Below are 14,100 nucleotides of genomic sequence, written 5' to 3' on the forward strand. Positions count from 1 at the left end.
CAAAGCCATGGAATCACGCCTTCACGCCGCGCGCAATTTGCAAGTTTCCGCGCTCCACAGAGACAGAAACTGGCAAAAACGAGATCTTCCCGAAATCAAGAAATACTCGAAGATCAACGGGTTAGGGATACTTCACGGGCGACAGGCGAAGAGCGACAGCACCAGCATCAACAGCACGATCGCGACCGCCGCGAGAATGTCCCGGCCGAGCGCGCTGGAGGTCAGGCGTATGGTCAGCGCGATCGAGCCTAAGCCGGCGACGAGGCCGAGCCCCGCCATAATCTCCCCGTCGCCGGCCATGAGCCCGATCAGCCAGTAGGGCACGAGCGCCCAGGCGATCAGCGCCCCGCCCCAGTTCGTCGCGACGACGAGCGGCACGATCTTGCGCGAATAGCCGATGGGTCGGGCGACCAGCATCAGCACCACGACCGGCAGGATCCAGGCGAGGAAATCGGCCAGCGCATGGGCCGAATAAGCCAGCGCGGGCGAGGGCACGAGAAGCGCCACCGGACGCGGCAGTCTCTCGAACTGCACCCAGGACAGCGCCATTGGCGGCAGCGCCACCGGTATCGCGAAGAACGACCGCCAGAACCCGTCGGCCGACAGATCCAGTCGCCGCAGACCCTCGGCCCGGCCGAGCATCAGCTCCGCGGCACCCGTGAAGTAACGCAGGACTTCGTCCAGCGTCGGCGTTGCGTCAGGCGTGGGCGGCGAACCAACGGGCGATGAAGGCGTCATAGATTTCCGTCAGGGTCTCGAGATCGGAAAGGGCCACCCGCTCATTGGACATGTGCATGGTCTTGCCGACAAGCCCAAACTCGACCACCGGGCAATGATCCTTGAGGAAGCGGGCGTCGGAGGTGCCGCCGGAGGTCGACAGCGCCGGCACCCGCCCGGTGACCGACTGCACGGCTTCCGACAGCGCCTTGGTCAGCGCATCGTCGCGGGTCAGAAAGGCGTCGGACGGGTTTCCACGCCAGACCATCTCGAAGGCGAGCGGCGTGTCCCGCTCGCCGCGCCAGCGGCGGTTCTCGGCGGCGAGCGCCAGCCGCCGCTCGATCTCCGCGGAAAGGCTTGCGGCCGTCCATTCGTCGTTGAAGCGGATGTTGAAGGAAGCGCTCGCCCGGCCCGGAATGACGTTGGCGGAGAGATTGCCAAAAGTGTCGAGCGCGGTGATCTCGAGGTTCGAGGCCTGGAAGCGCGCATTGCCAGCGTCGAGCGGCTCGGCGAGCAGCGCATCCATCAGCGCCATGAGCCCGCGCACCGGATTGTCGGCGAGATGGGGATAGGCGACATGGCCCTGCACGCCGCGCACCGTGACGGTGCCAGAGAGCGAGCCGCGCCGGCCGATCTTGATCATGTCGCCGAGCGCCTGGGGATTGGTCGGCTCGCCGACGACACAGGCGTCGAAACGTTCGCCGCGCTCGGCTGCCCAGGCGAGGAGCTTTGCCGTGCCGTTGATCGCCGGACCCTCCTCGTCGCCGGTGATCAGCAGCGAGACCTGGCCCCACGGCAGGCCGCCGCGCGCCGTGTGGCGGCCGAGGGCGGCGACGAAGCAGGCGATGCCGCCCTTCATGTCCACCGCGCCGCGGCCGTAGAGCTCGCCATCCGCGATGACGCCGGCGAAGGGCGGATGCTTCCAGTCGCTCTCGTCGCCGGGAGGCACGACGTCCGTGTGGCCCGCGAAGACGAGATGCGGCCCGGTGGAGCCCGTCCTTGCGAAGAGATTCTCGATGTCCGCCGTACCGTCCTCGGCGAAGACGGGACGCGCGACGGCAAAGCCGAGCGGAACCAGCAGGGCCTCCAGAGTCGCCAGCGCCCCGGCGTCGGCGGGTGTGACCGAGGGGTAGCGGACGAGGCGCTGCAGGATGGCGGTGGGGTCGGTGAGGTCGGGGATGTCGTTCAGCATGATTTGGCTTTATCGCAAAAGCCTGGGGACTGCCACGCATGCAATAGTTGCCAAAAGGTTTCACTGGCGCACGGAACGTGATCTGTGTGGGGGAATGTGGCGGGTCGCCTTCCCGCTGCCATGTTTGCCGCCGAACGGAATGGACGATCTTTAATGTTCTCGGAGAAACTCATGCGATCAGCATCGGAAATGGTTTGGCAGGCGCTTCGCCGCGCACCCGCCACCCTTCGTCCCGTCGCCCTGATCGCTCTGGCCGCCCCGTTTGCCCTTTCCGCCTGCGTGTCGAACCAGCAGGGCACCAAGTCCGCCTCGCTGACGAACCCCGCGTCCCCCTCGTCGACTCCCGCCACCGACGCCTATGGATACGCGCCCGTGCGCATCTCGGCCTTTGCCGATGGCACGCGCGTTCCCGAACCGTCGCAGAAGCCCGATGCCGCCAGGCTCGCAGCGCTCGCCAATGGGACGGCGCCAGGAAAGACAGGTGCCGTTGCGCCGAGCGCGCCGCCCGCCGATGCGGTCGCAGCGCTGGCCGCGGACGTTGCCGAGCGCAAGGCGAGCACTGTCGCGCCCCAGCCTGCCGTGGTGACGAGCGAGGCCGTCACCCCTGAGGCCGTTGCGGTCAAGGCGGCAGGCTATGCCGCGGTCGAAAAGCCCTCCGCTGGTGCCCGCATCGCCGCCGCGGCCACCGCGCTCAATCCCGTGACGGCCGTTCCCGCCACCATCGCTGCCGTCGCCGACACCGCCGCCGCCGTGACGGTCGCCGCGGTCGAAACCACGACGAAGGCCGTGGATGTCGTGAGCCACCGCATCAACGATACCTTCAAAGGCACCGACACCATTACCGGCGACGCCGCGATCGACCGGATGATCGAGCGTGCCGCCGCCGACAACGGCATTCCGAGCGAACTCGCCTATGCCGTCGTGCGCGTCGAAAGCCACTACAATCCCAAGGCCAAGGGCAGCGGCGTCTACGGCCTTTCGCAGATCCAGCCGGCGACGGCGCGCGGCCTCGGCTTCGCCGGCAAGCCGAGTGATCTTTTCGATCCCCAGACGAATCTGCGCTATGGCATGAAATATCTTGCCGGCGCCTGGCAGAAGAGCGGCCACGACGTCTGCGGCGCGGCGATGAAATACAAGGGCGGCCACCGCACCACGAAGATGAGCCGCTCGGCCGCCGTCTACTGCGCCAACGTCAAGCGCCACATGGCGGCCATCGAGCGCCGCCGCGGATCGGCCAACCGCGGAACCCTCGTCGCCGCCGCCCAGCGTGATCAGCAGATCGCTCTCGCCTCCACCGCTCCGGTGGCCAAGACCGTCGCAGCGTCCGCCATTCCCGGCGTTTCGACCGCGCCGCTGGCTGTCGGCATGACCGTCGCGGCCGGCAATGCCGATCGCAGCCGCCGTGTCATCCAGCGCACGACGCCCGTCGCCGCCTCGCTCGGCCTGACCGACTGATCGGCCACGTCTTTCAAAAGCCGGTCTCGGTTGACGGCAGGAGAGGCGACCGAACGCCAACGGCTCCTGCGACCCGTCGAATCGCCGGTGACGGCGTGCCGCCGGCCCATCCTCAATGAGTTTTTCGCCTCAGCTGCGCAGCAGCTCGTTGATCGAGGTCTTCGACCGCGTGCGCTCGTCGACGCGCTTCACGATGACCGCGCAATAGAGGCCCGGGCCGGGCTCGTTGCCGATTGGCTTGCCGGGCATCGAGCCCGCCACCACCACGGAGTAGGGCGGCACTTCGCCGTAGAACACCTCGCCGGTGGCGCGATCGACGATCTTCGTCGACTGTCCGAGATAGACGCCCATGCCGAGCACCGAGCCCTCGCGCACGATGCAGCCTTCGACGACTTCCGAGCGCGCACCGATGAAGCAGTTGTCCTCGATGATCGTCGGCCCCGCCTGCATCGGCTCCAGCACGCCGCCGATGCCGACACCGCCCGACAGGTGGACATGCTTGCCGATCTGGGCGCAGGAGCCGACGCTCGCCCAGGTATCGACCATCGTGCCCTCGCCGACATAGGCGCCGAGATTGACGAAGGACGGCATCAGGACGACGTCGCGGGCGATAAAGGCGGAGCGGCGCGCGATGGCGCCGGGTACCGCACGAAAGCCCGCGGCCTTGAACTCGGCCTCGCCCCAGCCGGCCCATTTCGCCGGCACCTTGTCGAACCAGTGGGCGCCGTCGGGCCCGCCCGAGACCGGCGCCATCGGGTTCAGCCGGAAGGAAAGGAGCACCGCCTTCTTCAGCCACTGATGCACCGTCCAGGCCCCGTCCTCGCCGCGCGTGGCGACGCGTGCCTCGCCGCGGTCGAGGAGCGTCAGCGCGGTGTCGACGGCCTCGCGAACGGCGCCCGTGGTCTCGGTGGAGATCCCGTCGCGCGCCTCGAAGGCGGCTTCGATGGTACGCGCGAGGTCGTCATGGGCGGTCATCGGGCATGGCTCCGGTTGGCGGCAGTTCAACTTGTCGCTTCCGTCTAGTAGAAGGGCGAAAGAGGGTCAATTCACCCCGGCGGCGCGCGGCCCGGTCCGGCGGACGAGCCACGCAGGAAGGCCCGGGCGATATCGGGCCCCAGCGCCGGGGAACGGGCCATTGGAGTGAGCAGGCCGGAAATCGACGCGGCTACGGAGGCCGGGGTCTTCGGCAAGACAGGAATGGACATGACGGACGATACCGATCGGCGCGGCACCTGGGATCCCTTTCCGAGTTCGCGCCTCGACCAGGAACGGCAGGACGAGGTGCCGTCGACAGAGCAGACGCGCTCGCAGACCTATCGCCTCGCCTTCGACGACGAGGAATTCCTGACCAGCGCCTCGACGCGGGGCGTGCGCCTGCAACTCGAGCTGATGAAGGCCGAGAACGGCCTCGACGAGGCCGGCATCCTGTCGACCGTCGTCCTCTTCGGCGGGGCGCGCATCCCCGAGCCGGGCAAGGCGGCATGGGCCGGGCGCACGCCCGAGCAGAAGGCGCGGCTCGAAGCCAATTCGCACTATTACGAAACGGCCCGGCGCTTCGCGCGGCTCGCCTCGCTGCATTCGGCCGCCTCGCATGGCGGCAAGGAGTTCGTCATCGTCACCGGCGGCGGACCGGGCGTCATGGAAGCCGGCAATCGCGGGGCGGCCGATGTCGGCGGCGTGTCCGTCGCGCTGAACATCGTCCTGCCGCACGAGCAGGCGCCGAACCCCTACGCCACGCCCGAGCTCTGCTTCCGCTTCCACTACTTCGCCATTCGCAAGATGCATTTCCTGCTGCGGGCAAAAGCGATGGCGATCTTTCCCGGCGGCTTCGGCACGCTGGACGAACTGTTCGAGGCACTGACGCTCATCCAGACCCGGCGCATGGCGAGGATCCCCGTGGTTCTCTTCGGCAAGGAGTTCTGGAACCGGGTGCTGCACCTCGACGTGCTGGCCGGAGAGGGGCTGATCGCGCCGGACGATCTGAACCTCATCCAGTTCGCCGACACGGCGGAAGAGGGCTGGGAGATCATCCGCGGATTCTACGGATTCTAGATCTCCCCCGGGGCCCGCCGATCGCGAAACCCGTGCCTCGCCCGCTCGCCCGGCCCTTCCGCCTCGCCCCGCCGCGGAACTTCGGCGACGGCGCCGAGTTGGGCGCTAAAGCGGGATGGCTTTTCTTCGAATCGCCGTCCCGCTTGAGTTCTTTGTTTCCGCATGATCTCCGAAAGCCGGAAGCCACCTTTCGGGATCATGCGCTAAAGCAGCCCAGCGAAAGGCCGATCCGATGTCCGACACCGATTCCGATATGATGCGCCACCAGCAGGATCTCGACACGCCCCAGCACATCGACGAGCACGATGAGACGGCAGCGACTGACAAAGCGGACAGCGATCCCGCCAGCGCGGCGGCACGGGCGTCAGCCCTCGCCAACAAGACGCCGCATCAGGGCGGCGGCCAGGACGACGTTCTCGGACAGAACAAGCGGTCCAGCTACACCCAGGAAAACGAGGTCTTCGAGGACGGGCGAACCGACGCGAAGCCCTCGTCGGAAAAAACGCCGCCGCTGGCCTCCAAGGGCCGTTCGCTCCTCGGGAACTGACCTATCCGATCCGTGCCAGAAACGCCGCGAGATCGTCGGTGACGAAGTCGATATGGGCGCCCTCGCGGCCCTCGTGCTCCCAGGCGTCGCCGACGAGCTCCTCCATCGCCGGCGGCACGATCAGCACCGTGCGCATGCCGAGAAGCTTTGGAACTTCGAGATTGCGGGCGAGGTCCTCGAACATCGCCGCGCGCCGTCCGTCGATCTTGAACAGGCCGACGAACTTGTCATAGCTCGCCTGCGCCGGCTTCGGGTTGAGCCCGGCGGCGACGATGTCGAAGATGTCCTCGAAATCGTCGAGAATGCCGAGCTGGCGCGCCGTGCGCTCGGCATGACCGCGGTCGCCATTGGTGAAGATGAATTTTCGGCCGGGAAGGCGGCGGATTTCGGCGCCGAGCGCCGGGTCGGGGGCGACGCCGGAATAGTCGATGTCGTGGACGAATTCGAGAAAGGCGTCGGGGTCGACGGCGTGCTCGGTCATCAGCCCGCGCAATGTCGTGCCGTGATGGCGGTAGAGCCCTTTCTGGACGACGCGCGCCTCCTCCGCCGGCAGCCGCAGGAAATCCGACACGAAGGCCGTCATCCGCGCGTCGATCTGCGCGAAGAGGTTGGTGCGGCGGGGATATAGCGTGTTGTCGAGGTCGAACACCCAGTCGCGCACGTCGGCGAAATCGCCGGGCGTGGCGTCGGCGGTGTGGCGAAGGGAGGTGTCAGCGGTCATGGCATCCGGGGCATGTTCGAGAAACGCCCGGCGCTGCGGGTCCATCGCCCGGTATAGGCGTCCTGCCTCGGCCGGGCCTTGCGTGAAGGCCTTCGCCCTCCACGCTTCCTTAGCATCGCCGTCGCGGCCCTGCCAAATTGGGGCGGCGTCGCGGCGGCGGTGAACCTTGCTCGGACGAGGGCGGGCCGTGTCGCCGCGGGATCTCGAAGCCGCGCCTTACGGCACGATCAGCGTTCCCGCGCCGTGCTCCGTCAGGAGTTCGAGCAGGACGGCGTGGCGTGTCTTGCCGTTGAGGATGACGACGCCCTCGACGCCGCGGTCGAGCGCCTGGATGCAGGTCTCGACTTTCGGGATCATGCCGCCGGTGACCGTGCCGTCGCGGATGAGCGTCTTCGCCTCGGCGACGGAGAGCTCGCGGATCAGGGTGCCGGTCTTGTCGAGGACGCCCGGCACGTCGGTGAGGAAGAGGAGACGCGAGGCCTGCAGCGCGCCGGCGATGGCGCCGGCAAAAGTGTCGGCATTGATGTTGTAGGTGTGGCCGTCGCGGCCGGGGGCGACGGGGGCCAGCACCGGGATCATTTCCGAGCGGGCGAGGAGGTCGAGGAGCGTCCGGTCGACCTCGACCGGCTCGCCGACGAAGCCGAGATCGAGAACCCGCTCGATGTTGCTGTCGGGATCCATCACGGTCTTCTTGGCCTTTTCGGCGAAGACCATGTTGCCGTCCTTGCCGCAGAGGCCGATCGCCCACTCGCCCTCGGCATTGATGAGGGCGACGATCTCCTTGTTGATCGAACCGGCCAATACCATCTCGACGATCTCGACGGTGCGCTGGTCGGTGACGCGCAGGCCGTGCTCGAAACGCGACTCGATGCCCATCTTGGACAGCATCGCGCCGATCTGCGGGCCGCCGCCATGGACGACGATCGGGTTGATGCCGGACTGCTTCAGGAGCGCGATGTCGCGGGCGAACGTCTTGCCGAGGGCGACATTGCCCATGGCATGGCCGCCGTATTTCACCACCACCGTCTTGTTCTCGTAGGCCTGCATGAAGGGCAGGGCCTCGGCCAGAAGTGCCGCCTGCTGTTCGCCGTTGGTGGAATGGGCGTCCATGGCGGTGTCCTCGATCTCGGGGTAAACGGTTTCGCGACGAGCCTTTAGCGGTATTCGCCGGGGGCGGCAATCGCGCATGCAGCGGGGAATCGGCCCGAACTGGCGCAAGCGTGATCGGACAAAGGCCCGATGTGCGATCCTGCCGATGGCGGGTGAACGCCGCGGGCGGCATGATCGGACGCGCTCGCGCGTGCCGACGAAACTGGATGGAGATCCCCCATGCCTCGCTGTCCTCTTCCCGCTGCCAGCGCCTTACTTGCCGCGACGCTTGTCGCGGTCGCACCCGTCGCGGCCGACGAAGCGGGCTGGGCGGCACTGCAGGCCCCGGGAACCCATGCGCTGATCCGCCATGCAGCCGCGCCCGGTACGGGCGATCCCGCCGGCTTCCGGATCGGCGACTGCACGACGCAGCGCAATCTCGACGCGGCGGGCCGGGCGCAGGCGACGCGCATCGGCGCAGCCATTCGGGAACGGAGTGTCACAGTCGGCGCCGTCATCTCCAGCCAATGGTGCCGCGCCCGCGACACCGCCGACCTGCTCAACCTCGGGCCCGTCGAGACCGGGCCGTCGCTGAACTCCTTCTTCGACGATCGGGGCAAGGCCGATGCCGCGAGCCGCGAGACGATGCAGCACCTGTCGGCTCTCGGCGACCGCAAGGCCGTGCTCGTCACCCACCAGGTGAACATCACCGCGCTGACCGGAATCTATCCTTCATCGGGCGAGATCATCGTGGTCGCGCGCGGCTCCGACGGCGGCCTTGCCGTGCGTGGACGCATTCAGGCGGACTGAGGGAGGGGGACCGCGTCCATCGCCGTGGCAGCGCCGCCTGTCAGGCGGCAAGCGCCTGGACGTCCGCCAGCCGCGGACCAAAGTCGCCGGCCGGCAACACTGTGACACGCTCGAGCCCGAGCCAATCGGCCATCGACCGGAGTTCGGCAAGAAGGCTTGCCGCCGTCTCCGGCGGGGCATGCGGTTCGGCATGGGCCGAGAGGACGATCAGCGTGCCCGCCTTTCGGTCGGCCTTGAGATCGACCCGCGCGACCAGTCGGTCGCCGAGGAGGAAGGGCAGGACATAATAGCCGTGCACGCGCCTGTCCGCCGGCGTGTAGATCTCGATGCGATAGCGAAACCCGAACAGCCGCTCGGCCCGGGCGCGCTCGAACACCAGCGGATCGAAAGGCGACAAAAGCGCCTGCGCCGCGATCCGCCGCGGCCGGCGTGCCTCCGGGTCGAGGAAGGCCGGCTGCGACCAGCCCTCGACCGTCACCGGCAGAAGCGCGCCGGCTTCCACGAGATCGGCGAGGAGCGGTGGCGTCTCGCTGGCGGAAAGGCGGAAATAGTCGCGCAGGTCCGCGGTGGTGGCGACGCCCAGCGCCTTGGCCGAGGCAAGCAGCAGCGCGCGCTGCGCGTCGGCGGGGGAGGGCGTCGGCAACGCCATGATCGCCGGCGGGATCACCCGCTCCGTCAGGTCGTAGACGCGGGCGAAACTGCGCCGTGTCGCCGTGGTGATGCGGCCGGACCAGAATAGGAATTCGAGCGCCCGCTTGGTGTCGCTCCAGCCCCACCAGCCGCCGGCGCCGCGTGGCGCCTCGAAATCGCCGGAGGAGAGCGGTCCCTCCGCCGCGATCCGCTCCAGCACCGCTGCGATGGCCGGCGCCTGTTCGCGGCCAAAGATCGCAAGACCCTTGTAGATGCCCTCGCCCGCCGCCGCCCGCGCCATGCGCCAGCGCAGCAAGGGCTGGGTTTCGAGCGGCAGCAGCGACGCCTCGTGCGCCCAGTACTCGAACAGCTTTCGCGGCTTGCCCCAGGCCGCCCGCTCCAGCGCCTCCCGCGGATAAGGCCCGAGCCGCGAGAACAGCGGCATGTAGTGCGCCCGCGCCGACACGCTGACCGAATCGATCTGCAGGAGCCCCAGCCGGTTGATCGCCCGGTTCATCCGCCGCCAGTCGGCGACCTCGGGCCGCGCCTCGCCGAACCCTTGCGCGGCCAGCGCGATGCGCCGGGCCATGGCTGCGGAGATGTTTTCTGCTGTCACGCGGTCACGGCCCGAATCCTCTCCCTGATGCCAGCACCATGCGGCGACCCATCGAACGGATCAAGAACGGCCGCGCCGATGGCGGGCCGCTTGCCGGCTTTTCCCCATCCCTGCAGAGACCGTCAGCCCCGCCCCAGCGCCCGCTCGATCTCGTCGAGCGCCCCGGCATCTTCGATGGTCGCGGGCAGGTCGAAGGCATCCCGGTCGACGATCTTCTTCATGGTGCCGCGCAGGATCTTTCCCGAGCGCGTCTTCGGCAGGCGGTCGACGACGATCACCCGGCGGAAGGCGGCGACCGGACCGATGCGCTCGCGCACGAGGGCGACGACTTCGTCCTGGATGGCTTCGGCGGAGAGGCGGTTGGAGTTCTTGAGGACGACGAAGCCGCAGGGAAGTTCGCCCTTCAGCTCGTCGCGCATGCCGATGACGGCGCATTCGGCGACGGCCGGATGGGTCGAGACCGCCTCCTCCATCTCGCCCGTCGACAGCCGGTGCCCGGCGACGTTGATGACGTCGTCGGTGCGGCCCATGACGCAGAGGTAGCCGTCCTCGTCGATCAGGCCGGCGTCGGCGGTGGCGTAGTATCCGGGGAAGGTTTCGAGATAGGCCGCGCGGAAGCGATCGTCAGCGTTCCAGAGCGTCGGCAGTGCGCCGGGCGGCAGCGGCAGCCGGATGGCGATCGCGCCCATCGCGCCCCGCCCGAGCGGGATGCCGTCCTCGTCGAGGATCTGGATGTCGTAACCCGGCACCGCGACGCCGGGGCTGCCGTATTTCACGGGGAGAAGACCGAGGCCGGCCGGGTTGATGGCGATCGGCCAGCCGCTCTCGGTCTGCCACCAGTGGTCGATCACCGGCACGCCGAGGGCCCGCTCCGCCCAGCGGATGGTCTCGGTGTCGGCCCGCTCGCCGGCGAGAAACAGCGTGCGGAAGGCCGAGAGGTCGTGGCGCCCGGGCAGTTCGCCCTCGGGGTCCTCCTTGCGGATGCCACGGATCGCCGTCGGGGCGGTGAAGAGAGCCGCCACCTTGTGCTCGGCGATCAGCCGCCAGAATGTGCCGGCATCGGGCGTGCCGATCGGCTTGCCCTCGAAGAGCACGGCCGTGCATCCCTTCAGGAGCGGGCCGTAGACGATGTAGGAGTGGCCGACCACCCAGCCGACGTCCGAGGCCGCCCACCAGACCTCGCCGGCGCTCACGCCGAACAGCGCCTCCATCGACCAGAACAGCGCGACCATGTGGCCGCCATTGTCGCGCACGACGCCCTTGGGCTGGCCTGTCGTGCCGGAGGTATAGAGGATGTAGAGCGGATCGGTCGCCTTCACGGGCGTGCAGGGTACCGCACGCCCGGCCGCGATCTCGGCCATCGCCTTGTCGCGCAGTGCCGCCCAGTCGTGGTCGCGGCCCTCGGTCATGGCCGCCTCAAGCTGCGGCCGCTGCAGGATGATCGTCGCCTCCGGCTTGTGGCTAGCCAGCTCGATCGCCTTGTCGAGCAGCGGCTTGTAGGCGACGGTACGTCCCGGCTCGATGCCGCAGGAAGCCGATAGCACCGCCTTCGGCCGGCAGTCGTCGATGCGGGTGGCCAATTCGCGCGCGGCAAAGCCGCCGAAGACGACCGAATGGACGGCGCCGAGCCGCGCGCAGGCGAGCATGGCGATGGCGGCTTCGGGCACCATCGGCATGTAGATGATGACGCGGTCGCCCTTCTCGACGCCGAGATCCCCAAGGCTCGATGCCAGCGCCATGACCTCGCCGAGAAGCTCGCGGTAGCTCAGCCTGCGCTGGGTGCCGGTGACGGGCGAATCGTGGATGATCGCGGTCTGGTCGCCGCGTCCCGACGCCACGTGCCGGTCGAGGGCGTTGAAGCAGGTGTTGCAACTGGCGTCCGGAAACCAGCGGCCGTAGACGCCCGCATCCGCGTCGAAGGCTTTCGTCGGCGCATCGAGCCAGTCGATCGCCTTCGCCTGCGCCAGCCAGAAGCCTTCGGGATCGGCCTGCCACTCGGCATAGACGGCGTGGTAGCGGCTTTCCATGATGTCCCTCCCGACGGTCGCGGCCCCGGCCTCCCCACCGGTGGGACGCCCGGCGCCTGCGGCCGGTGCGTCCCTCGCGCGAACTTACGGGGGCCAATCTATTCGGCGGCGCCGGTCAAGGGAATGGCCTCTGGGCCGTGTCGTGCCACCGCTGGCTCGGGCTCGATGCGCCGGGATCACAGCGGCATTGCCCGTGTGCTGGTGGCCGATCAGGGCGTCTCGCCGTCAAAAGCAGTTACAAGAGCTTGACGGGAATCATTTTCCCGCGACCAGAGATTCGTCCCGGGCTTTTTCGGCGCGCGATTGCCCGCAGAAATGGCTTGCCGTTCAATTGTCCTTGGTTTCCGCCGGGGGACGGACATGGTCTGCAAGGGGGTGTCGCTTGTGCTCGCCATGCTGGTAGCGGCGATGCTGCCGGCAAAGGCCGTGGCCGGTGCCTGGACCCTGCCTGAAGGCTTTGGCCAGGTGATCGTCAGCGGCTACTGGGGCGAGGCGATGGAGGCTTACGGCAGCGACGGCGAGGCCGAAGCGATCCCGCTCTTCCAGAAGGCCGAGATCAACCTTTACGCCGAATACGGCGTGACGGACCGGCTGACCGCCATCCTGCGCAGCGAGGCCAAGACCTATGCCAGCGAGGAGGCGCCCTCCCTCGATGCCGCGCGCTTCGGACTTACGGGCGGCGGCGCCCGGCTCCTCGTCTGGGAGGGGGAAAGCGTCGTTCTCTCGGCCGAGATCGTCGGGCGTGTCGCGACGCCCTTCGATCGACGCGCCCGGGCCGAGGAGCGGGGCGGCGAGGTCGATCTTCGGCTGATGGCCGGCCAGAATTTCCAGATCGGCAGCTGGTCCGCCTATGCCGACATCCAGGGCGCCTACCGGATCGGCATCGAGGGTCGCGCGGACGCCTTCGTCATGGACCTTTCGCTCGGAGTCCGGCCGCAGCCGCGGCTGCTTCTCCTGGCGCAAAGCTTCAACGCGCTGGCGCTTTCGCGGGAAGGCGCACCCGTCGCCGAGCCGACCGAGCACAAGCTGCAACTGAGCGCCGTCTACGACATCAGCCCGCGCCTGTCGCTGCAGGCCGGCGGCGTCGCCACCGTGGCCGGTCGCGACGCGCTTCGGGAAACGGCCCTCCTGACCGCCGTCTGGCTGCGCTTCTGATCGCAGCCGGCTAGCGGAAAGCGGGGCCGCCGTGCGGATCGCGGTGTGCGTGCCGAACTCGATGGCGAATGCCGCGCCGACCGGCGATCGGGCCTGTCGAGGGGTCTGCTGCTGCCGGACGCCGCAGCGTTCAGAAGAAGATGTCCGCGTCGCCACTGTCCTGGCGCTCTTCCTCCGCCGGCACGTCCTTGAGGCGGTCGCGCAGGTCGCTGAGGCTGATCAGCGAGAGTGCCTGCGCGTCGTCCAGCACCATCTCCTCGGGAGCGGCCATGGCAAGACAGCCGGTGTAGTCCGAAAGGTTCGCCAGGATCTGCTGCATCAGATCGATGCCCTGGGTCGCCTTGACGTAGTCGGCATTGGCCAGATTGCTCGTGCCATCGTCGGCGAAGGCGAGGTGATGGAACTCGTCGGCGGCGTCCGCGAGTGCGTGCAGCTCGTAGGAAAGGCGCGTCAGGATGGCATTCACGGTGGGGCTGGACATCGGCGCTTCCGGGAGGCGAGTCGGTTCGGCGAGATCGTAGGACGGATCTGCGGCAAGGGATCTGAGGGAGTTGGACATCAAAAAAGCTCCAGATCGCCGACGGATTTCTGCTGGCGGGCGGGGGGAGGGGGCGGCAATACCGCCGACTTGTCGAGGAAGACCTGCCGGGCACGGCCGGAATGCGGCCAGTACTCGATCCGCCTTCCCTTGTCGCCGCCGACATCGCCCCGCGCTTCCTGGATGCCTTCGTTGCGCAGGAAGTTCCGCGCGAAGGCAGCGTTCTTCGCGCCGATATCGGAGAGGCCCTGGACGGTGCGTGCGCCTCCAAAGAGCTTCGCCTCGATCCGCTCGCGGCGGGCGCCGTTCTTCAAGAGACCGTTGATCAGAAGCTCCATCAGATAGAGCCCGTAGCTCTCGGCCCGGCTTTGTCCTTCGCCGCCGCCGGGCAGCAGGAAGTGGTTCATGCCGCCGACCCCCGCGACAGGGTCGCGCATGCAGGCGGCGACACAGGAGCCGAGGAGGGTGGTCAGGACGAGATCCTCGCCCGTGCCCCACTTGGCTTCGCCCTGGATGATGTTGAGGCGCCGACGCGCGATCGTTTCGCTCAT

The 14,100-nt window shown here is 68.2% G+C and carries 14 protein-coding genes; 5 read left to right on the plus strand and 9 right to left on the minus strand.

Annotated elements, in window-relative coordinates; translation table 11 throughout:
* Positions 1 to 132: 132 nt before the first annotated feature.
* On the minus strand, positions 133 to 738 hold the full coding sequence (locus Sa4125_RS01160; protein WP_224002832.1) for a hypothetical protein: 606 nt from the start codon (positions 736 to 738) through the stop codon (positions 133 to 135).
* Complete coding sequence (gene dapE / locus Sa4125_RS01165; RefSeq protein WP_224002833.1) at positions 698 to 1,909, minus strand: succinyl-diaminopimelate desuccinylase; 1,212 nt, start codon at positions 1,907 to 1,909, stop codon at positions 698 to 700. The genes Sa4125_RS01160 and dapE overlap by 41 nt, the downstream gene beginning before the upstream one ends.
* Before the next feature lie 171 nt (positions 1,910 to 2,080).
* On the opposite strand from dapE, the gene Sa4125_RS01170 reads away from it, so the two are divergent.
* Positions 2,081 to 3,364, plus strand: coding sequence for a transglycosylase SLT domain-containing protein (locus tag Sa4125_RS01170; RefSeq protein ID WP_224002835.1), 1,284 nt, complete (start codon positions 2,081 to 2,083; stop codon positions 3,362 to 3,364).
* 129 nt (positions 3,365 to 3,493) lie between these two features.
* Here Sa4125_RS01170 and dapD read toward each other — a convergent pair whose 3' ends face one another.
* A complete protein-coding gene (gene dapD / locus Sa4125_RS01175) occupies positions 3,494 to 4,339 on the minus strand; it encodes a 2,3,4,5-tetrahydropyridine-2,6-dicarboxylate N-succinyltransferase (protein WP_224002837.1) in 846 nt (281 codons plus the stop codon).
* Positions 4,340 to 4,567: 228 nt separating this feature from the next.
* Here dapD and Sa4125_RS01180 point away from each other — a divergent pair, with 228 nt between their 5' ends.
* Positions 4,568 to 5,416 (plus strand): LOG family protein, encoded by an 849-nt coding sequence (locus Sa4125_RS01180; protein WP_224002839.1) that lies wholly within the window; start codon positions 4,568 to 4,570, stop codon positions 5,414 to 5,416.
* Between the two features lie 232 nt (positions 5,417 to 5,648).
* Entirely contained in the window at positions 5,649 to 5,963 is a 315-nt protein-coding gene (locus Sa4125_RS01185) for a hypothetical protein (protein ID WP_224002841.1), read from the plus strand.
* Between the two features lies 1 nt (position 5,964).
* Here Sa4125_RS01185 and Sa4125_RS01190 read toward each other — a convergent pair whose 3' ends face one another.
* Both Sa4125_RS01190 and argB read right to left on the minus strand, forming a co-directional pair.
* Entirely contained in the window at positions 5,965 to 6,684 is a 720-nt protein-coding gene (locus tag Sa4125_RS01190) for a pyrimidine 5'-nucleotidase (protein WP_224002850.1), read from the minus strand.
* Positions 6,685 to 6,900: 216 nt separating this feature from the next.
* On the minus strand, positions 6,901 to 7,794 hold the full coding sequence (gene argB / locus Sa4125_RS01195; RefSeq protein WP_224002852.1) for an acetylglutamate kinase: 894 nt from the start codon (positions 7,792 to 7,794) through the stop codon (positions 6,901 to 6,903).
* A gap of 219 nt (positions 7,795 to 8,013) precedes the next feature.
* On the opposite strand from argB, the gene Sa4125_RS01200 reads away from it, so the two are divergent.
* Positions 8,014 to 8,583: a histidine phosphatase family protein gene (locus Sa4125_RS01200; protein ID WP_224002854.1), complete on the plus strand. Its 570-nt coding sequence runs from the start codon at positions 8,014 to 8,016 to the stop codon at positions 8,581 to 8,583.
* Between the two features lie 40 nt (positions 8,584 to 8,623).
* On the opposite strand, the gene Sa4125_RS01205 is transcribed toward Sa4125_RS01200, so the two are convergent.
* Together Sa4125_RS01205 and Sa4125_RS01210 are read right to left on the minus strand one after the other, a co-directional pair.
* A complete protein-coding gene (locus Sa4125_RS01205; RefSeq protein ID WP_224007416.1) occupies positions 8,624 to 9,802 on the minus strand; it encodes a winged helix-turn-helix domain-containing protein in 1,179 nt (392 codons plus the stop codon).
* A gap of 149 nt (positions 9,803 to 9,951) precedes the next feature.
* The gene (locus Sa4125_RS01210) at positions 9,952 to 11,856 is read right to left on the minus strand and encodes a propionyl-CoA synthetase (RefSeq protein ID WP_224002856.1); all 1,905 of its coding nucleotides are present in this window, start codon (positions 11,854 to 11,856) and stop codon (positions 9,952 to 9,954) included.
* Between the two features lie 360 nt (positions 11,857 to 12,216).
* Between Sa4125_RS01210 and Sa4125_RS01215 the strand changes: the two genes are divergently transcribed.
* Positions 12,217 to 13,011, plus strand: coding sequence for a hypothetical protein (locus Sa4125_RS01215; protein ID WP_224002858.1), 795 nt, complete (start codon positions 12,217 to 12,219; stop codon positions 13,009 to 13,011).
* 130 nt (positions 13,012 to 13,141) lie between these two features.
* Here Sa4125_RS01215 and Sa4125_RS01220 read toward each other — a convergent pair whose 3' ends face one another.
* Positions 13,142 to 13,492: a hypothetical protein gene (locus tag Sa4125_RS01220; RefSeq protein WP_224002860.1), complete on the minus strand. Its 351-nt coding sequence runs from the start codon at positions 13,490 to 13,492 to the stop codon at positions 13,142 to 13,144.
* A 77-nt stretch (positions 13,493 to 13,569) separates the two neighbouring features.
* On the minus strand, positions 13,570 to 14,100 hold the full coding sequence (locus Sa4125_RS01225; RefSeq protein ID WP_224002862.1) for a chemotaxis protein CheD: 531 nt from the start codon (positions 14,098 to 14,100) through the stop codon (positions 13,570 to 13,572).

Source organism: Aureimonas sp. SA4125 (genome assembly GCF_019973775.1).
Lineage (GTDB): Bacteria > Pseudomonadota > Alphaproteobacteria > Rhizobiales > Rhizobiaceae > Plantimonas.